At 67.1% G+C, this 18,844-nt stretch carries 17 protein-coding genes and 1 pseudogene; 17 read left to right on the forward strand and 1 reads right to left on the reverse strand.

Annotated elements, in window-relative coordinates:
* Positions 1 to 3: 3 nt before the first annotated feature.
* The 9 genes and pseudogenes from ruvX to nusB all read left to right on the forward strand — a co-directional run bounded on the left by ruvX (position 4) and on the right by nusB (position 7,849).
* Positions 4 to 603, forward strand: coding sequence for a Holliday junction resolvase RuvX (gene ruvX, locus ASG92_RS25220; protein WP_056635216.1), 600 nt, complete (start codon positions 4 to 6; stop codon positions 601 to 603).
* Positions 600 to 2,321, forward strand: coding sequence for an endolytic transglycosylase MltG (gene mltG, locus ASG92_RS25225; protein WP_056635218.1), 1,722 nt, complete (start codon positions 600 to 602; stop codon positions 2,319 to 2,321). Before ruvX ends, mltG begins: the two co-directional genes overlap by 4 nt.
* Positions 2,318 to 3,178 (forward strand): shikimate dehydrogenase, encoded by an 861-nt coding sequence (locus tag ASG92_RS25230; protein WP_056635221.1) that lies wholly within the window; start codon positions 2,318 to 2,320, stop codon positions 3,176 to 3,178. The genes mltG and ASG92_RS25230 overlap by 4 nt, the downstream gene beginning before the upstream one ends.
* Positions 3,179 to 3,204: 26 nt before the next feature.
* On the forward strand, positions 3,205 to 4,404 hold the full coding sequence (gene aroC / locus ASG92_RS25235; protein WP_056635223.1) for a chorismate synthase: 1,200 nt from the start codon (positions 3,205 to 3,207) through the stop codon (positions 4,402 to 4,404).
* A pseudogene (locus tag ASG92_RS25240) lies at positions 4,404 to 4,934 on the forward strand (shikimate kinase); the annotation flags it as partial. The gene aroC and the pseudogene ASG92_RS25240, both read left to right, overlap by 1 nt.
* 179 nt (positions 4,935 to 5,113) lie before the next feature.
* Positions 5,114 to 6,202: a 3-dehydroquinate synthase gene (gene aroB, locus ASG92_RS25245; RefSeq protein WP_056635230.1), complete on the forward strand. Its 1,089-nt coding sequence runs from the start codon at positions 5,114 to 5,116 to the stop codon at positions 6,200 to 6,202.
* A complete protein-coding gene (locus tag ASG92_RS25250; RefSeq protein ID WP_056635232.1) occupies positions 6,202 to 6,720 on the forward strand; it encodes a tetratricopeptide repeat protein in 519 nt (172 codons plus the stop codon). Before aroB ends, ASG92_RS25250 begins: the two co-directional genes overlap by 1 nt.
* A gap of 155 nt (positions 6,721 to 6,875) precedes the next feature.
* Positions 6,876 to 7,439, forward strand: coding sequence for an elongation factor P (gene efp / locus ASG92_RS25255; protein ID WP_056635236.1), 564 nt, complete (start codon positions 6,876 to 6,878; stop codon positions 7,437 to 7,439).
* The gene (gene nusB, locus ASG92_RS25260) at positions 7,439 to 7,849 is read left to right on the forward strand and encodes a transcription antitermination factor NusB (RefSeq protein WP_056635239.1); all 411 of its coding nucleotides are present in this window, start codon (positions 7,439 to 7,441) and stop codon (positions 7,847 to 7,849) included. Before efp ends, nusB begins: the two co-directional genes overlap by 1 nt.
* 82 nt (positions 7,850 to 7,931) lie before the next feature.
* Here the strand turns inward: nusB and ASG92_RS25265 are convergent, their stop codons facing one another.
* The gene (locus tag ASG92_RS25265; RefSeq protein ID WP_056635242.1) at positions 7,932 to 9,203 is read right to left on the reverse strand and encodes a PrsW family intramembrane metalloprotease; all 1,272 of its coding nucleotides are present in this window, start codon (positions 9,201 to 9,203) and stop codon (positions 7,932 to 7,934) included.
* Between the two features lie 187 nt (positions 9,204 to 9,390).
* Between ASG92_RS25265 and pyrR the strand changes: the two genes are divergently transcribed.
* The 8 genes from pyrR (at position 9,391) to mihF (ending at position 18,824) form a co-directional block, all read left to right on the forward strand.
* On the forward strand, positions 9,391 to 9,975 hold the full coding sequence (pyrR, locus tag ASG92_RS25270) for a bifunctional pyr operon transcriptional regulator/uracil phosphoribosyltransferase PyrR (RefSeq protein ID WP_056635246.1): 585 nt from the start codon (positions 9,391 to 9,393) through the stop codon (positions 9,973 to 9,975).
* Complete coding sequence (locus ASG92_RS25275) at positions 9,972 to 10,967, forward strand: aspartate carbamoyltransferase catalytic subunit (RefSeq protein ID WP_056635249.1); 996 nt, start codon at positions 9,972 to 9,974, stop codon at positions 10,965 to 10,967. Before pyrR ends, ASG92_RS25275 begins: the two co-directional genes overlap by 4 nt.
* Positions 10,967 to 12,364 carry a dihydroorotase gene (locus tag ASG92_RS25280; RefSeq protein WP_056635252.1) on the forward strand — a complete coding sequence of 466 codons (1,398 nt, stop codon included), beginning with the start codon at positions 10,967 to 10,969 and terminating at the stop codon, positions 12,362 to 12,364. Before ASG92_RS25275 ends, ASG92_RS25280 begins: the two co-directional genes overlap by 1 nt.
* On the forward strand, positions 12,364 to 12,885 hold the full coding sequence (locus tag ASG92_RS25285; protein WP_056635257.1) for a hypothetical protein: 522 nt from the start codon (positions 12,364 to 12,366) through the stop codon (positions 12,883 to 12,885). Before ASG92_RS25280 ends, ASG92_RS25285 begins: the two co-directional genes overlap by 1 nt.
* Positions 12,866 to 14,221: a glutamine-hydrolyzing carbamoyl-phosphate synthase small subunit gene (gene carA, locus ASG92_RS25290; protein ID WP_240987300.1), complete on the forward strand. Its 1,356-nt coding sequence runs from the start codon at positions 12,866 to 12,868 to the stop codon at positions 14,219 to 14,221. The genes ASG92_RS25285 and carA overlap by 20 nt, the downstream gene beginning before the upstream one ends.
* A complete protein-coding gene (carB, locus tag ASG92_RS25295) occupies positions 14,221 to 17,550 on the forward strand; it encodes a carbamoyl-phosphate synthase large subunit (protein WP_056635262.1) in 3,330 nt (1,109 codons plus the stop codon). The genes carA and carB overlap by 1 nt, the downstream gene beginning before the upstream one ends.
* Entirely contained in the window at positions 17,543 to 18,409 is an 867-nt protein-coding gene (gene pyrF / locus ASG92_RS25300) for an orotidine-5'-phosphate decarboxylase (RefSeq protein WP_056635265.1), read from the forward strand. Before carB ends, pyrF begins: the two co-directional genes overlap by 8 nt.
* 91 nt (positions 18,410 to 18,500) lie before the next feature.
* A complete protein-coding gene (mihF, locus tag ASG92_RS25305; protein ID WP_056635267.1) occupies positions 18,501 to 18,824 on the forward strand; it encodes an integration host factor, actinobacterial type in 324 nt (107 codons plus the stop codon).
* Positions 18,825 to 18,844: the final 20 nt, after the last annotated feature.

The raw sequence follows: 18,844 nt of genomic DNA on the forward strand, positions 1-18,844 counted from the left end.
TCCGTGACCTCATCCGCTGCGTCCCACGTCTACCCCCAGGGCATCAAACTGGGGGTCGACGTGGGCACCGTCCGTGTCGGCGTCGCCATCTGTGACAGCGACGCCATCCTGGCCACGCCGTTCAAAACACTGGACCGCAACCCCAAAAAGAACTCCGATGTCCGCGTGATTGCGGCTTTGGCGGCTGAGCGGGGTGCCGTGCAGATTTTTGTGGGGCTGCCGAGGACCATGAAGGGCGAAGAACATGCCTCCGCGCGCATGGCCACCGAGTACGCCCAGCTGCTGGCAGAGGAGCTGCGCCGCACGGGGCAGGACGTGCCCGTCAACCTCGTTGACGAGCGCCTCAGCACGGTCACGGCCCACCGACACCTGCACGAAGCTGGCATGAGCAGCAAAAATCACCGTAAAGTGGTGGATCAGGTTGCGGCTGCGGGAATCTTGCAGCACGCCATCGACATGCAAAAAGCCAGGGGAACGGATGTGGGGAGCCGCGTGCGCGCGCTTTCCCGGCCGGGGCTTACCGGAGACGCCGCAGCAGGCCATGCTGCGCAGGCTGTCCCGGTGCAAGACACACAATCTTCAGAGGATGGAAGGCTACAGTGAGCCCGGTCAATAACGACGACTCCTCCGGCAGGAGCTTCAGGGACGCCGGACGGCCGCTGACGCGCAAGGAAATCCGTGCCCGGGAGAAGGCCCTCACGGCGGAATCCGGCGACGTCGTTCCCGAGCACGCCTACGAATCCGGCGAGGACAGCGCACCCGAGATGTTCGGGCATCGCCCGGCGCCCACCCAGTCTGTGCCCACGCAGCCGGCGCCCACCCAGGCGGCGCCTGCCCAGCCGGTGCCCACGCAGTCTCCCTCCGCCGCACCGGCGCCGGCACCGCAGCGCGCGCCGGAGCCGGTGACGGAGCCTGAGCCCGCGCCCGCGACGGTGACGGAACCTGAGCCCGTGCCCGCGACGGTCGCCGTGCCTCTAGTTCCGCCCGTTCCGCCCACTGTCCAGGAACCAGCAGTCCAGGAGCCAGTCGCCGAGGAAGCAGCCTTCCACGCTGACGAAGACCTGCACCACGCTGACGAAGACCTCCACCACGCTGACGCCGCAGAAGCCGGCTACCAGGACCACCACCACGACTCGCGCCACGAGGCGCATCATGACGCGCACCACGACTCGTACGAGGACCATGACGCTCATGAGCCCGAGGCCGTCGGGCACCAGTTGCTGGCCAATGCGGACAGCATGACCACGGTGGCCCGGCCCTCCAAGAAAGTCCGCCGCCGACGCCGTCTCGTGGCCCTGCTGCTGTCCCTCGCACTTTTCGTCACTGCCGCCGTTGTGGGTGCGCAGTTCCTCAAGCCGCTGCTCGGTGCCGACAAGGCAAGCGACTATCCCGGTCCGGGAACGGGCCAGGTGAAGGTGGCGGTCCTGCCCGGCGAGGGGCCCGTCTCGGTTGCCGCGAAACTCGAGGAAGCGAGGGTGGTAGCGAACGCCGACACCTTTGCCTCCGCGCTGGCCGCATCAGGCGGCACCCTCGCTCCCGGCGAGTACGACTTCAAGCAGGAAATGAAGAACGCCGACGCCGTAGCGGTCCTGCTCAGCGCCGAACAGTCCAAGGTCATGTACTTCGCACTGAGCGCCGGACTCCGGATCGGCGAATCGCTGCAGGCAATCTCCGAAGGCTCCGGGATACCGGTAGCCCAACTCAAGACGCTCAGCGATTCCCCCAAACAGTTTGGCCTTCCCGCCAAGGCAAAGAACCTTGAGGGCTACCTGGCCCCCGGTGAGTACAGGTTCCCGCTCGGAACCACCCCTAAGGCGATCCTGACCTCCTTGGTCAAGAGCACCACCAACGAGCTCAAGACACAGGGCGTCACCGACCCCGCCAAGCAGTATGACGTGGTTACGGTCGCGAGCATCGTGCAGGCAGAGGGCGGCCAGGCCGAGTACAAAGACGTCGCGGGCGCCATCTACAACCGGCTCAAGCCCAACAACACGGAAACCAACGGCCTCATCCAGTCGGATGCGACCGTCACCTACGGCCTGGGCAAGAAGACCTTCCACATCGACGAATCGGAAAAGGCCGACAAGTCCAACCCGTACAACACCTACGCAATCCAGGGGCTGCCGGCCGGTCCGATCGGTTCGCCGGGCAAGAACGCCATCGATGCTGCGGCCAAGCCGAACAAGAATGACTACCTGTACTGGGTCACGATCAACCTCGACACCAAGGAAACCAAGTTCTCCAAGACGCTGGCCGAACACAACGGGTACGTCGAGCAGTACAACGCCTGGTGTGAGGCCAACCCGGGCCGCTGCGTATGAGCCTTCGTGCTGCTGTCCTGGGGCACCCGATCAGCCACTCCAAGTCACCGGCGCTGCACATGGCCGCTTATGCGAAGCTTGGCGCCGACATCGGCTACACGGCCATCGACGTGACGGAGGAATCCCTGCCCGCGTTCATGGAGTCCGTCCGCGCCGAACCGGGCTGGCGCGGGCTGTCCGTGACCATGCCGCTCAAGAAGGCCATGGTCCGTGAAGTGGATGAAGTCCGCGGAGTGGCACAGGTGCTTGGCGTCATCAACACCGTCGTCTTCGAATCCGAGGGCGAGTCCGGACGGCGGGTCGGCTACAACACCGACGTCGCGGGCATCGTCAACGCGCTGCGCAACGCCGGGGCGGTCGAGGCGCCTGCAGCGGTGGTCCTCGGTGGCGGCGGGACCGCGGCGGCGGCCGTGGCCGCGCTCCAGGAACTCGGTGCGCGGTCAGTTGCCGTCTACGTCCGGGACACCGGCCGGGCGGCCGAGGCCAGGGCCGCGGCAAGCGGCCTGGCCATGGAGATCACCGTGCGCCCCATATCGGAAGCTGTCGCCGCATTGGCCGGGGCCGACGTCGTAATATCCACCTTGCCGCCCCGGGCGGCGGACGGCATGGCTGCCGAGCTTGAGGCGCTGGGCACGGCGACGGACGGCGTCCTGCTGGACGTCGCCTACGATCCGTGGCCCAGCCGGATCGCTGCCGCCTGGGAAAGCCGCGGCGGAACAGTGGTTGCCGGCCTGGAGATGCTGCTGTACCAGGCGGTGGAGCAGGTCCGCTACTTTACGGGCCGCGACGACGCCGCAAGTGCGGAAGTCATAGATGTGATGTGTGACGCAGTCGGGGCTCCCCGGCGCGTGTACTGACCGCCAGACATGGCAGGATGGATTGTATGTTGCGTTGGTTGACTGCCGGTGAATCCCATGGTCCGGCACTGGTCGGAATTATCGAAGGCGTCCCCGCAGGTGTTGAACTCACCAGCGGGCAGATTGCCGATGCCCTGGCGCGCCGCCGCCTCGGCTATGGCCGGGGTGCCCGGATGAAGTTCGAGCAGGACGTCGTCACCATCCTTGGCGGAGTCCGCCACGGCATCACGCAGGGCGGCCCCGTCGCCATCCAGGTGGGCAACACCGAATGGCCAAAGTGGGAGCAGATCATGTCTGCTGACCCCGTTGACCCCGCGGAACTCGCCGACCAGGCACGCAACGCCCCGCTCACCCGTCCCCGCCCGGGCCACGCGGACTTCACCGGCATGCAGAAGTACGGTTTCGATGAGGCCCGTCCGGTGCTTGAACGCGCCAGCGCCCGCGAGACCGCCACGCGAGTCGCCATGGGAACCGTCGCCGCACAGTTCCTGAAGCACCTCGGCATTGAACTCGTCAGCCATACGGTGTCCATTGCCAGCGTTGCGGTCCCCGAAGGCCGGCCCCTGCCGGTCCCCGACAACGTCATTGCGCTCGACGCCGACCCCCTCCGCTGCTTCGACCGTGAAACGTCCGATGCCATGGTTGCCGAGGTGGACGCCGCCCACAAGGAAGGCGAAACGCTCGGCGGAGTGGTGGAGGTCCTGGCCTACGGGCTGCCTCCGGGACTTGGCAGCTACGTCCACTGGGACCGCCGGCTGGATTCCCGCCTGGCCGCCGCCCTCATGGGCATCCAGGCCATCAAGGGCGTCGAAGTGGGGGACGGCTTCCTCACCGCCGCCCGCCGCGGATCCCAGGCCCACGACGAAATCATTAAGGATGAAGACGGCAGGATCATCCGCACCAGCAACCGTGCCGGCGGCATCGAAGGCGGCATGAGCATCGGCGACGTCCTGCGTGTGCGGGCCGCCATGAAGCCGATCGCCACCGTGCCCCGTGCCCTGAAAACCATCGACATCAGCACCGGCGAACCCGCCAAGGCCCACCACCAGCGTTCAGACGTCTGCGCCGTTCCGGCTGCCGGCGTCGTTGCCGAAGCCATGGTTGCCCTGGTCCTTGCCGAGGCCGTCACTGAAAAGTTCGGCGGCGACTCCGTGGCCGAGACTGCCCGCAACATCAAGGGCTACCTCGACAGCATTCCGGCGTCGCTGGACACGATCGGACACTAGTGTCTTTGAGCAATACGCCCTGCGCTGCAGGGGACCGTCCCATAGTGCTGATCGGACCCATGGCCGTTGGCAAGTCGGCGATCGGGCAACAGCTGGCACAACAGCTGGGCGCCCCCTTTGTGGATACCGACGCTGTCATCGTGGAAAACCACGGCTCCATCGCTGACATCTTCGCGGGGCGCGGTGAGCGGGTGTTCCGGGAGATTGAGGCGCGGACTGTTGCGCGCGTCGTCGAGGAAGCGGCCGGCACAGCCACCGTGATTTCGCTCGGCGGCGGTTCGGTCCTGGACTCCGGAACCCAGCAGCTGCTGGACCGGTGCACGGTGGTCTACCTCGAATGCGATGCGGAAACCGTCGCCGCCAGGATTGCGCGGAATTCGGGTCGGCCGCTGCTCGCCGGCGACGGGATCCGCCGCTGGAAAACACTGTTTGCCACCCGGAAACCCGTCTACGAACGCCTCGCCGACATCGTCGTCGACGTCCGTCAGGGTACGGTTCCGGAGCTGGGACGCCGCCTCGAAGCGGCGCTGGGCGCCTTCCGTGCCGGCACCGGAGCGGGCACGGCCCGGGCGGAGAATGCCGGACCGGACGGCACAGGCGCAGGGACTGCAGGTGCGGCCAACCCGGCTGCGGACAACATCAGCGCGGGATCCAGAGCCGCGACTACGGCGGCCGGGGAAATCACGGCCGCGAAACAGGAAGTTGAGAAGTGAGCGAATCAACCGTCATCAAGGTCACGGGCGAGTCGGCCGGCGACAACTACGACGTCGTCGTTGGCCGCGGCCTGCTGGGCACCCTTCCGGAGCTGCTGGGTGAGCGCGTCCGGCGTGTCCTGGTCATCCACCCCCGGGCGCTCCGGCTCACCGGAGACACCGTCAGGGACGAACTCGCCGCGGCGGGTTTCACCGCACTCACCGCGGAGATCCCCGACGCCGAAGAAGGCAAGCACATCCAGGTGGCCGCGTTTTGCTGGCAGGTGCTGGGCCAGAACGACTTCACCCGTTCCGACGCCGTTGTGTCGGTCGGGGGAGGGGCTGTCACGGACCTCGCCGGCTTCGTTGCCGCCACGTGGCTGCGCGGCGTCAAGGTCATCCACATGCCCACGAGCCTCCTCGGCATGGTGGACGCCTCGGTGGGCGGCAAAACCGGGATCAACACGGCCGAAGGCAAGAACCTGGTTGGCGCGTTCCACCCTCCCGCGGCTGTCCTTGCGGACCTTGACACCCTGAACACGCTGCCGAAAAACGAGATGATCTCCGGCATGGCCGAGGTCATCAAATGCGGCTTCATCGCCGATCCGGCCATCCTCGACCTCGTGGAAAAGGACCCGGAGGCTGTCACCGACCCCGGCTCGGACGCCCTTCGTGAGCTCATTGAGCGTGCCATTGCCGTCAAGGCCCGGGTGGTGTCCGAGGACCTGAAGGAATCCGGCCTGCGCGAGATCCTCAACTACGGACACACCCTTGGCCATGCCATCGAGCTCGTGGAGCGCTACTCTTGGCGCCACGGTGCGGCCGTCTCGGTGGGCATGATGTTCGCCGCGGAACTGTCCCGCAGCGTGGGCCGCCTCAGCGACGCCGACGCCGACCGCCACCGGAGCATCCTTGAATCCCTTGGACTGCCTGTCACCTACCGCCGCGACCGCTGGCAGGGGCTCCTGGACGGCATGCGCCGCGACAAGAAATCACGCGGTGACCTGCTCCGTTTCGTGGTGCTCGACGGCGTCGCGAAGCCCGGCATCCTGGATGTCCCGGACACGTCCCTGCTTTTTGCCGCCTACCAGGAGATAGCCTCCTGATGCGGAAGTTCGAGGGCGACACCATCGAGTGGCCTGCCGGCGGCTTCCCGGGAATCCGGGTCAACCCGGAAACCCTGCTGCCGGAGATCACCAACGCCGAAGCCTGCGCAGCGGCCCTTGAGTCGTCGACCGACCCGGCGGACCGGGTGTTCGTGCTCCTCGTTGAGGGGAACGCGTCGGACGCGGCCGAACTGCTCGCCGAGGCCCGTTACAAGGACCCGGAGTCGTTCCGGCTCCGGACGTTCGAGGCCGAGGTCCTCCGCGTGTCCCACCGCTTCGACCGCGCGGTGGAGGTGTTCCGGCAACTGCTCGCGGAGGTGCCCGGCACGCCCAACGAGGCACTCGTGCACCAGCACCTCGGCAGGACGCACTTCGCTTCCGGCCACATCGGTGCCGCTGTGGAATCATTCGCCCGGGCGCTCGACCTGAGGGTCGCGCAGTCAGCCGACGCGGCGCTCATCTATTCGTCGACCGTGGCGCTTCAGAGGGCGCGGGACGTGCTCGAACTGGCCTCCTGACGGCGGCCGCCGGAACGGGCAGAACGAGCGCGCCCGCATTTCCGCTAGAATGGTTCTTGGATTTTTGATAAATACACGCTGGCGGGCCGTTCGGCATGCCTGCTTGGCATACGGCTGGCCGCTAGAAGCAGTCAGATACAAACCAGAGGAAACCAGTGGCAACCACAAACGACATCAAGAACGGAACCGTCCTGAAGCTTGAGGGCCAGCTCTGGAACATCATCGAGTTCCAGCACGTCAAGCCGGGCAAGGGCGGCGCGTTCGTTCGCACCAAGATGCGCAACGTTATGTCCGGCAAGGTGGTCGACAAGACCTTCAACGCCGGCCTCAAGATCGAAACCGCCACCGTGGACCGCCGCGATTACCAGTACCTGTACCAGGACGGCGCGGACTTCGTCTTCATGGACACCCAGGACTACGACCAGATCACGGTCTCCGGTGCCACGGTGGGCGACGCCACCAACTTCATGCTCGAAAACCAGATGGTCAACATTGCCATCCACGAAGGCACGCCGCTGTACATCGAACTGCCGCCGAGCGTTGTCCTCGAAATCACCTACACGGAGCCGGGCCTGCAGGGCGACCGCTCCTCCGCCGGAACCAAGCCGGCCACCCTCGAGACCGGCTACGAGATCCAGGTGCCGCTGTTCGTCGAGAACAACACCAAGGTCAAGGTCGACACCCGTGACGGCAGCTACCTGGGCAGGGTAAGCGAGTAGTGAGCGCCCGCGGTAAAGCCCGTAACAGGGCTCTTGACGTCCTCTTCGAAGCGGAGCAGCGCTCCGTTTCCGCCTTTGATGTGCTTCGCGCGCGGCGGGAGAGGACCGACCAGATCGTCAACCCCTACACGCTCGAAATCGTCGAGGGCGTTGTGTCACTGCAGCCCGCCATCGACGAGTTCCTGGAAACGTACTCACAGGGCTGGACCCTGGAACGCATGCCGTCCGTGGACCGCATCATCCTGCGGATCGGCACCTGGGAACTGCTCTACAACGACGACGTGCCCGACGGCGTCGCCGTCAGCGAAGCGGTGGCCCTGGCCAAGACGTTGTCCACGGACGAGTCGCCGTCGTTCATCAACGGCCTACTCGGACGTCTCCAGCAGCTGAAGCCTTCACTGCTGGCCTGACCCAACGCGGGTCATCAGCAAGCAAAAAGAGCCCCGGCCAGTGAACTGGCCGGGGCTCTCTGCTGCCCGCTTCAGGTAGGTTTTACTGTCCGACGGCGGCGCGCAGCGCGGCGAGTTCGTACAGCTGCTGCATTTCGTCCTGCTGGTGGGCCTGGACGTCCCTGCCGCTGAGGATCCGCTGGCGGGTGAACGCCAGCCTCGTGGCTGCCTTGACGAACTCCTTCATCTGCGGCGCACGATTGTAGGCGCCGGCCCAGCGCACGGCCTGCCGCCTGCCGCCGGCGGTGGCCAGCATTTCCACCTCGGCCGGCATGAACCAGCCCGCGGCGGCGTACTCGAGCAGGCGCTGGCGCGTGAGGCGCGTTTCGGCGACCCGCAGCACCACGATGCAGGCGACCGCCAGCAGGAAGATGGGGACCTGCACCAGCACGTACTGCGCCAGGAAGTCCTGCCCCATGCTGTTCCACCGGTTGTGCAGGATCATGGCGGGTATGAGTCCCACAACGAAGGCGGCGACCGATGCGCCCGGGTGCCAGCGGCGCGCCGCGAGCCCCATGATCAGGCCGGTGGTTCCGGTGAAGATGGCGTGGGCGAACGGTGACATCACGCCGCGCAGGAAGAAGATCTGGACGAGGTCGCTGCCGGGCGTGCCCGACTCTGCAATGGCGCGGCCAAAGTAGAGGATGTTCTCGGTGAAGGCGAAGCCGCCCGCGATGGTGAACGCGAACACCACCCCGTCCACGGGGCCGTCAAAGTTTTTCCGGGCCATCAGGAGCAGCAGGAGCAGGCCCAGGGACTTGGCGAATTCCTCCACCACCGGCGCCTGGACCGTGGTCATGAAATCGCGGAAGGCGGCTTCGTCGGAGTACGGGGCAGCAAGGGCGAAGACGGGCTGGATGAGCAGCGTCACGGCGATGGACACCGCGGCGCCCCAGGTGAATGCAAAAAGGAGCAGCCTCTTCGGCTCAGGCTCCCAGCGGTCAATGATGTAGACGGACCCCAGCACGGCACCAAGCGGGATCAGCGACGCGACGAAGCCGATGGCGAACCCCGTGGCGCCGGTGTTAGCCAGCAGGAAGGGCACCACCAGGAACAGGCTGACGAAGGCGAGGATTCCTCCCCCCACGACGAGCCCCACCACGCCCGCCGACGCCCGGGCGCCGACCGTGGACGCCGACGCCGGGATGACCTGGACTACCGAACCCCCGCTGTGCCCGGGCGCCGGCCGGTAGTTCTGCGGCTGGACGTGGCCCATCCAGCTGGGGTTGGTGGCCTGCTCACGGAACTGCCGCTGCGGGTCACCGGGGCGGTTGCCTGACGGGCCGGACGCAGGCTGCTGCGGGTTCATCGACATAGAGATGAGCCTATGCGGCGGGATGCGCGTCGCCAAAGGTCCGTTCAGCCGCAAGGTCCGGCCGCCGCAGGTGTGACCGACGACGCCTTCCGTCCGGGCCGTGCCGGGGCGCCCGTGTGGTAATTTTGGAAGGCAAATGTTCCTTTTTTAATTCCGTCCCGTGAGGCGGGGAAAGGGGAGACGAGCGTTGACTAATGTCACACAGGCACCGGTCCCGGCCAGGGTTGTACTCAACCACGCGGACATCGACCGTGCACTCACTCGTATCGCCCATGAGATCCTCGAGGCCAACAAAGGCTCAAAGGACCTGGTGTTGCTCGGCATTCCACGCCGCGGTTATCCGCTGGCAGTCCGGCTCGCCCAGAAGATCGCAGCCGCCGATCCCGCCGTTGACGCGGCCGCCATCGTGGGGCAGCTGGATGTGACCATGTTCCGTGATGACCTTTCCCACCAGCCCACCAGGCCGCCCCACCACACCCAGTTGCCGCTGTCCGGAATCGACAACAAGGTTGTTGTCCTGATTGACGACGTCCTCTACTCCGGCCGCACCATCCGCGCCGCACTGGACGCGATCGTTGACCTCGGCCGCCCCCGCATCGTGCGGCTGGCCGTGCTGATCGACCGCGGGCACCGCGAGCTTCCCATCCGCGCCGACCACGTGGGCAAGAACCTGCCGACGTCCTCAGCCGAAAAAGTCCGGGTGCGCCTCGAGGAGACCGACGTCATTGACGGCCAGGCTGTCAACGAAGTGGTCATCGAGGCCGGCGCATGAAGCACCTGCTGTCCACCGAGGGCCTCAGCCTGGGCAACGCCGTCCGCATCCTCGACACCGCGGAGGAAATGGCCGCCGTCGGCGACCGCGAGGTCAAGAAGCTTCCGGCGCTCCGCGGCCGCACCGTGGTCAACCTCTTCTTCGAGGACTCCACCCGCACGCGCATCTCCTTTGAGGCCGCCGCCAAGAGGCTCTCCGCGGACGTCATCAACTTCGCCGCCAAGGGATCGTCCGTTTCCAAGGGCGAGTCCCTCAAGGACACCGCCCAGACGCTGTCCGCAATGGGGGCGGACGCCGTCGTCATCCGCCACTGGGCCTCCGGCGCTCCGCACCGGCTCGCGGCCACCGACTGGATCGACGCCGCCGTCATCAACGCCGGCGACGGCACCCATGAACACCCCACCCAAGCCCTGCTGGACGCGTTCACCATGCGCCGGCACTGGACAAAACTCGCGGGGCTTCCCTCCAGCGGCGCTGACCTCAAAGGCATGCGCGTTGCGATTGCCGGCGACGTCCTGCACTCCCGCGTGGCACGCTCCAACGTCTGGCTGCTGCGCACCCTCGGCGCCGAGGTCACGCTCGTGGCGCCGCCCACGCTCCTGCCGATCGGCGTCGAGCAATGGCCCTGCAGGGTCAGCTACAACATGGACGAAACCCTGGAAAAGGGAGTGGATGCCGTGATGATGCTCCGCGTCCAGGGCGAGCGCATGAATGCCTCGTACTTCCCCTCCACGCGCGAGTATTCACGCCGCTGGGGCTTTGACGACAACAGGCTCCGGGCGCTCGACAGGCTCGGGCTGAAGGACACCATCATCATGCACCCCGGCCCCATGAACCGGGGCCTGGAAATTTCCGCGGCCGCTGCCGACTCGCCGCGTTCCACCGTGCTTGCACAGGTGCGCAACGGCGTGTCCGTCCGCATGGCCGCCCTGTACCTGCTGCTCTCCGGGGACACCCGTGAACCAGCCGCCACCCTGAAGGAGAGCAACTGATGGCTGAACAATCTGCCGATAACGGCACAAACACAAACGCCACAACCGGAAGCACCGGAACCTACCTCATCCGCGGGGCGGCCATCCTGGGAGCCGGAACCGAGGACCTGCTCATCCGCGACGGCGTCATCGCCGCACGCGGCGCAGCCGCCAACAGCGCCGCCGGTGACGCCACCGTCATCGACGCCGACGGCCTCATCGCCCTGCCGGGCATGGTGGACGTCCACACCCACCTGCGGGAACCGGGCCGCGAAGACGCGGAAACAGTCGAGACCGGAACCCGGGCCGCCGCACTGGGCGGCTTCACCGCCGTGCACGCGATGGCCAACAGCACCCCGGTGGCCGACACCGCCGGTGTGGTGGAGCAGGTCCACAGCCTGGGCCGCGCCGCCGGCTGGGTCGACGTCCGTCCCGTGGGCGCCGTCACGGTCGGGCTCGCGGGGGAGCAGCTGGCCGAGCTCGGCGCCATGGCTGACTCGCGCGCCCAGGTCCGCATGTTCTCGGATGACGGCATTTGCGTCCACGACCCGGTCCTGATGCGCCGCGCCCTCGAATACGTCAAGGCGTTCGACGGCGTGGTGGCCCAGCACGCGCAGGAACCCCGCCTCACCGCCGGGGCGCAGATGAATGAAGGCAACGTCTCCGCCGTCCTCGGGCTGACCGGCTGGCCCGCCGTGGCCGAGGAAAGCATCATCGCCCGCGACGTCCTGCTCACCCAGCACGTCGGATCGCGGCTCCACGTCTGCCACGTGTCCACGGCCGGATCCGTGGAGATCATCCGCTGGGCCAAGGCCCGCGGCATCAACGTCACCGCTGAAGTGACGCCGCACCACCTCCTGCTCACCGACGAACTGGTCCGCAGCTACGACCCCGTCTACAAGGTCAACCCGCCGCTGCGCACCGACGCGGACGTGCAGGCGCTGCGCGCCGCCCTCGCCGACGGCACCATCGACGTCGTGGGCACGGACCACGCACCGCACCCCAGCGAACACAAGGAATGCGAATGGGCGCAGGCGGCGATGGGAATGACCGGGCTGGAGACCGCGCTCTCGGTCGTCCAGCACGCCATGATCGAGACCGGCCTCATGACCTGGGCTGACTTCGCCAGGGCCACGTCCGTCGCGCCGGCCGCCATCGGCCGCCTCACGGACCAAGGCCGACCCCTGGAGGAAGGCGAACCCGCCAACATCATCCTGGTGGACCCGTCCGCGCGCTGGACCGTGGACCCGTCCGCCATGGCCACCATGGGACGCAACTCGCCGTTCCGCGGCATGGAGCTCCCCGGCAAGGTCGTGGCCACGTTCTTCAAGGGACACCCCACCGTCCTGGACGGCAAGCTCAACACGCCCTACCGTCACCCGGCCGACGCCGCCACAGCGCCGGCGGGCGGGTACTGATGGACAATAAGACCCTGACGCTGGTTATCACGCTGCCGCTCATCGCCGTCGTGCTGGTCCTGATCGGCATCGGGTGGCGGAACCGCCTCCGCCGCCAGTCCGACGTCGAACAGCTGCCCGCGGTTCCGGCGGAACTGAGCATGCCGCTTGCCGCAGCCGACGGCCAGTACGTGGCCACCACCACGGCCGGCGACTGGCTGGACCGCATCGCCGTCCACGGCCTGGGAATCCGCACGAACGCGGAACTCACCGTCCACCCGGAGGGTGTGCTGTTCGAGCGGTCCGGAGCCGGGCCGCTCTTCATCCCGGCGGCCAGGCTGGCCGGCGTCCGCCAGGACAGCGGCATGGCCGGCAAGTTCGTCGAGAAGGACGGCCTGCTGGTTCTCAGCTGGTCCCTCGGAACCCACGAACTGGACACGGGTTTCCGGACCCGCCGGGCCGCGGACAAACCGGCCCTCCTCAAAACTCTTCAGGAATTGATCTCCGCAGGCCCCCAGGCCGATGCCCATAGTGGAAAGTAATACAGTGACGGATCCCAACGAAGTAAACACAGCGACTGCACCGCAGGCGGCACGTTCCACCCCGGCCGCCCTGGTGCTTGAAGACGGCCGCATCTTCCGCGGCAGCAGCTACGGCGCCCAGGGCACCGCCCTCGGGGAGGCGGTCTTCGCCACTGGCATGACCGGCTACCAGGAGACCATCACGGACCCGTCCTACGCCCGCCAGCTGGTGGTGCAGACGGCCCCGCACATCGGCAACACCGGCGTGAACAGCGAGGACGCGGAATCCCGCCGCATCTGGGTGGCAGGCTACGTCGTCCGCGACGCCGCGCGCCGCCCGTCCAACTGGCGGTCTGAGCGCTCTCTTGACTCCGAACTCGTGGAGCAGGGCATCGTGGGCATCCAGGGCGTGGACACCCGAGCCATCACCCGCCACCTGCGTGAGCACAAGACCATGCGCGCCGGCATCTTCTCCGGCGAGGCCGCACAGGCCACCGAAAAGGAACTGCTGGACGTAGTGCTCGCCAGCGAGCCGATGGAAGGCGCCCGGCTGGCCGAGGAAGTCAGCATCGACAAGGCCTACGTCGTGGAACCGAAGGACCACGGCTGGGAGGGCGACGCCCGGTTCAGCATCGCCGCGATCGACCTCGGCATCAAGGCCATGACCCCCGTCCGCTTCGCCGAGCGCGGCGTCCGCGTCCACGTGCTCCCCGCCACCGCCACCATCGAGGACGTCAAGGCGCTCAACCCGGACGGCTTCTTCATGTCCAACGGCCCGGGCGACCCCGCCACGGCCGACACCCAGGTCAAGCTCCTCCGCACCGTGCTGGACGAGAAGCTGCCCTACTTCGGCATCTGCTTCGGCAACCAGATCCTGGGCCGCGCCCTGGGCTTCGGCACATACAAGCTCAAGTACGGCCACCGCGGCATCAACCAGCCGGTCATGGACCGCCGCACTGGGAAGGTGGAGATCACGTCGCAAAACCACGGGTTCGCCGTCGACGCGCCCCTGGACGGTCCCACCACCGCACCGGAGGAGCGCTTCGGCCGGGTCGAGGTCAGCCACATCAGCCTGAACGACGACGTCGTTGAAGGGCTCGCGTGCCTCGACATCCCGGCGTTCTCGGTCCAGTACCACCCTGAAGCCGCGGCCGGCCCCCACGATGCCGCCTACCTGTTCGACCGCTTCATCGACCTGATGGAAGGCGCGCGGGACGGCCGCACCGCCAGCCTGTCCGGCGAGCCCGTGGACGCAGCGCATCCCGCGGCCGGAACGAAGGCTGACGGAAGCAACGCTGCCGGAACGAACGCGGACGGACAACACGAAAATGACAACAAGACTGAGGACAAGAAGTAATGCCTAAGAGAACTGACCTTAAGAGCGTCCTGGTCATCGGTTCCGGCCCGATCGTGATCGGCCAGGCGGCTGAATTCGACTACTCCGGCACCCAGGCCCTCCGCGTCCTCAAGGAGGAAGGCCTTCGCGTCATCCTCGTCAACTCCAACCCGGCGACCATCATGACGGACCCGGAGTTCGCCGACGCCACCTACATCGAGCCCATCACCCCCGAGGTGGTGGAGAAGATCATCGCCAAGGAGCGCCCCGACGCCGTGCTGCCCACCCTGGGCGGACAGACGGCGCTGAACACCGCCATCGCCCTGGACAAGAACGGCGTGCTGGAAAAGTACAACGTGGAGCTCATCGGCGCCAACATCGCCGCGATCGAACTCGGCGAGGACCGCGAGAAGTTCAAGGGCGTCGTGGAGCGCTGCGGTGCGGAATCCGCCCGCAGCCACATCATCCACACCATGGACGAGGCGCTGAAGGCGGCCGAGGACCTCGGCTACCCCATGGTGGTCCGCCCCTCCTTCACCATGGGCGGCCTGGGCTCCGGCCTCGCCTACACCGAAGAGGACCTCCGCCGGATCGTGGGCCAGGGCCTGCAGTACAGCCCCACCAGCGAGGTGCTGCTCGAAGAGAGCATCCTCGGCTGGAAGGAATACGAACTCGAGATGATGCGCGACAAGAACGATAACGTCGTTGTTGTCTGCTCCATCGAGAACTTCGATCCCGTCGGCGTCCACACTGGCGACTCCATCACCGTGGCTCCGGCGCTGACCCTCACGGACCGTGAATACCAGCGGCTGCGCGACATCTCCATCGCCGTCATCCGTGAAGTCGGCGTGGACACCGGCGGCTGCAACATCCAGTTCGCGATCGAGCCTCACACCGGCCGCGTGGTGGTCATCGAAATGAACCCGCGTGTGTCCCGGTCCTCGGCCCTGGCGTCCAAGGCCACCGGCTTCGCCATCGCCAAGATCGCCACCAAGCTCTCGCTCGGCTACACCCTGGACGAGATCCCCAACGACATCACCCAGAAGACGCCGGCCTCCTTCGAGCCCACCCTGGACTACGTGGTGGTCAAGGTTCCGCGGTTCGCCTTCGAGAAATTCCCGGCAGCCGATCCCACGCTCACCACCACCATGAAGTCGGTGGGCGAGGCCATGGCCATGGGCCGGAACTTCACCGAAGCCCTGCAGAAGGCGCTGCGGTCGCTCGAACAGAAGGGTTCGCAGCTGGACTTCAGCCACGTTCCGGAATGGGAAGTCCCCGAGCTGATCGAGAAGGCCAAGCGTCCCACCACGGACCGCCTGCACCAGGTCCAGCGCGCCCTGCTCGGCGGGGCCAGCGTCGAGGAACTCTACGAGGCAACCAAGATCGATCCCTGGTTCCTGGACCAGCTGCAGCTGCTGAACGAGATCTCCCGCGAGATCCGCCAGTCCGGGGCCCTGACCGTGGACATGCTCCAGCGGGCCAAGCGCCACGGATTCTCGGATGAGCAGATCGGCGCCCTCACGCACAACTCCGAGGCCGTGGTCCGCGGAGTCCGCCAGGCCCTGGGCATCCGCCCGGTCTACAAGACCGTGGACACCTGTGCCGCAGAGTTCGCCGCCTACACCCCGTACCACTACTCGTCCTACGACGAGGAGGACGAGGTGGCGCTGCACGCCAAGCCGTCCATCCTGATCCTCGGCTCCGGCCCCAACCGCATCGGCCAGGGCATCGAGTTCGACTACTCCTGCGTGCACGCCTCCATGGCCCTGCGCAAGGCCGGCTACGAGACCGTCATGGTCAACTGCAACCCGGAAACCGTCTCCACCGACTACGACGTATCAACCCGCCTGTACTTCGAGCCGCTGACCCTTGAGGACGTCCTCGAGGTCATCGCGGCCGAGGAACGCACCGGCGGCGTGATGGGCGTGTTCGTGCAGCTCGGCGGCCAGACCCCGCTGAAGCTGGCCCAGCAGCTGGCCGACGCCGGCGTGCCCATCCTCGGCACGTCACCGGAAGCGATCGACCTCGCCGAGCACCGCGGCGCCTTTGCCCGGGTGCTGGACGAAGCCGGGCTCATCTCCCCGAAGAACGGCACCGCCGTGTCCTTCGAGGACGCCAAGAAGATCGCCGACGAGATCGGCTACCCCGTGCTGGTCCGCCCGTCCTACGTCCTGGGCGGCCGCGGCATGGAGATCGTCTACGACGAGCCCAACCTGTCCCGCTACATCGCCAACGCGACCGAAATCACGCCGGAGCACCCGGTGCTGATCGACCGGTTCCTCGAAGACGCCGTGGAGATCGACGTCGACGCCCTGTTCGACGGCAAGGACATGTACCTCGGCGGCATCATGGAGCACATCGAGGAGGCCGGCATCCACTCCGGCGACTCCGCGTGCGTCCTGCCGCCCATCACGCTGGGCAACAACGTGCTGGAGCGCGTCCGCACCGCCACCCGGGCCATCGCCGAGGGCGTGGGCGTCCGCGGCCTCATCAACATCCAGTTCGCGCTGGCCTCGGACGTCCTGTACGTGCTGGAAGCCAACCCGCGTGCCTCCCGCACCGTGCCCTTCGTCTCCAAGGCAACGGGCGTGCAGATGGCCAAGGCCGCGGCGCTGATCGGCACCGGAGTGACCATCAACCAGCTCCGCAGCGCCTACAAGATGCTGCCGGAAACCGGCGACGGCTCCACCCTGCCGTTCGACGCACCCGTGTCGGTCAAGGAAGCAGTCCTGCCGTTCAGCCGGTTCCGCACCCCGGAGGGCAAGGTCGTGGACTCCCTGCTCGGGCCGGAAATGCGCTCCACCGGCGAGGTCATGGGCATCGACAAGCACTTCGACACCGCCTTCGCCAAGAGCCAGGCCGCTGCCAACAACGCCCTGCCGACGGAAGGCAAGATCTTCGTGTCCGTGGCCAACCGGGACAAGCGCTCCGTGATCATGGGCGTCAAGCGCCTCTCTGACCTCGGCTTCGAGATCGTCTCCACCGGCGGCACCGCCGACGTCCTGCGCCGCAACGGCATCCAGGCCACCCCGGTGCGCAAGGTTGCCGAGGGCAGCAGCGCCGAAGGCGAAGGCACCATCGCCGACCTCGTCATTGCCGGCGAGATCGACATGGTCTTCAACACCCCGTCCGGCGGCGAAGCCCGCAGCGACGGCTACGAACTCCGTGCCGCGGCCACGTCCATCGGCATTCCGTGCATCACCACGGTGGCCGAGTTCAACGCCGCCGTCCAGGCGATCGAGGCGCTCCGCACCTACGAATGGTCCGTGACCAGCCTGCAGGAGCACGCCGCGGCCCTCGTGGCCTCGCAGAATGCGGCAGCGCAGAAAACGGCAGCGCAGAATGCCTGACGTGGCTTCCATTGAAACGGCCGGCCGGGAGTCCTTCGGCTCCCGGCTGGGCCGGGCGATGGCAGACCGCGGCCCCCTGTGCGTCGGCATCGATCCCCACCCCGCGCTGTTGGACAGTTGGGGGCTGAACGACGACGCCGCCGGCCTGGAGCGCTTCTCATTGACCGTCTTGGAAGCCGTGGGTTCCCTCGCTGCCGCGGTGAAGCCGCAGGTGGCGCTCTACGAGCGCCACGGCTCCGCCGGGATGGCGGCACTCGAGCGGACGCTTGCTGCCGCGGCAGAGGCCGGAGTGCTGAGCATCGCCGACGCCAAGCGCGGAGACATCGGCTCCACCATGGCAGCCTATGCCGATGCGTGGCTTAGGGACGGCTCTTCGCTGGCCGCGGATTCGGTGACCCTGAGCCCCTATCTTGGCTTCGAGTCGCTACGGCCTGCGCTTGATCTGGCAGCAGAGTGCGGCCGCGGCGTTTTCGTCCTGGCCCTGACGTCCAATCCGGAAGGCGCCTCCGTCCAGCACGTGGGTGGAAGCGACTCCGTAGCCCGCAGGATTGTCCAGGCGGCCGCCGGCGAAAACGCTCGCTACACGGGTCCGCTTGGTTCCGTTGGCCTCGTGGTCGGAGCCACCGTGGGGACTGCGTTGACGGACCTCCAACTGGACCTGGAAGCCGTCCGCGGGCCCATCCTGGCTCCCGGACTGGGCGCCCAGGGAGCCACGCCCGCAGATCTGCGGCGGACGTTCGGCGCGGCATACCCGCAGGTGCTGGGAACGTCCAGCCGGGACATCCTCAAGGCCGGCCCGGGGATCCGGGCACTGACCGACGCGGCGGCGCGCACGCTTGACGGGCTACGCGCCGAATAATCCATTGATTTCTCGGGCCGGCAGGGAGTAGGTTCAAGGACAAGTCCAACGCCCGCCCTTGGCCTTGGATCCGCTGGATGACCCCGGGGGAATGACCGTGAGCTTACGACCCTTGTCGCCGCAGGAACGAGCCGATGCGTTAAAGAAGGCCGCGGCGGCGAGGGCTGCCAGGGCTGCCACCAAGGAGAGACTCAAAACCGGTGACCTGTCCATCGCCGAGGTGCTGGACTCCGGGGGCACCGAGGAAGCGATCGCCCGCATGCGCGTCTCCGAACTGCTCGAAGCGCTGCCGGGGATCGGAAAAGTCCGGGCAGCGGCCATTATGGACAACCTGGGCATCGCAGCCTCGCGCCGGGTGAGGGGGCTGGGCATCCACCAGCGCCGGGCGCTGGTAGATTTTATGAACGAGAAATAGATTCATCCGACCAGATTCAT

Origin of the sequence: Arthrobacter sp. Soil736 (assembly GCF_001428005.1) — a bacterium.
Taxonomy (GTDB): Bacteria; Actinomycetota; Actinomycetes; order Actinomycetales; family Micrococcaceae; genus Arthrobacter.

Bases quoted from the DNA above. Each gene is read 5' to 3' on its own strand.
- ASG92_RS25230 (WP_056635221.1), top strand. From the start codon at position 2,318: ATGAGCCTTCGTGCTGCTGTCCTGGGGCACCCGATCAGCCACTCCAAG.
- aroC (WP_056635223.1), top strand. From the start codon at position 3,205: ATGTTGCGTTGGTTGACTGCCGGTGAATCCCATGGTCCGGCACTGGTC.
- ASG92_RS25250 (WP_056635232.1), top strand. From the start codon at position 6,202: ATGCGGAAGTTCGAGGGCGACACCATCGAGTGGCCTGCCGGCGGCTTC.
- ASG92_RS25265 (WP_056635242.1), bottom strand. From the start codon at position 9,203: ATGTCGATGAACCCGCAGCAGCCTGCGTCCGGCCCGTCAGGCAACCGC.
- ASG92_RS25275 (WP_056635249.1), top strand. From the start codon at position 9,972: ATGAAGCACCTGCTGTCCACCGAGGGCCTCAGCCTGGGCAACGCCGTC.
- ASG92_RS25280 (WP_056635252.1), top strand. From the start codon at position 10,967: ATGGCTGAACAATCTGCCGATAACGGCACAAACACAAACGCCACAACC.
- ASG92_RS25285 (WP_056635257.1), top strand. From the start codon at position 12,364: ATGGACAATAAGACCCTGACGCTGGTTATCACGCTGCCGCTCATCGCC.
- carA (WP_240987300.1), top strand. From the start codon at position 12,866: ATGCCCATAGTGGAAAGTAATACAGTGACGGATCCCAACGAAGTAAAC.
- carB (WP_056635262.1), top strand. From the start codon at position 14,221: ATGCCTAAGAGAACTGACCTTAAGAGCGTCCTGGTCATCGGTTCCGGC.
- pyrF (WP_056635265.1), top strand. From the start codon at position 17,543: ATGCCTGACGTGGCTTCCATTGAAACGGCCGGCCGGGAGTCCTTCGGC.
- mihF (WP_056635267.1), top strand. From the start codon at position 18,501: ATGACCGTGAGCTTACGACCCTTGTCGCCGCAGGAACGAGCCGATGCG.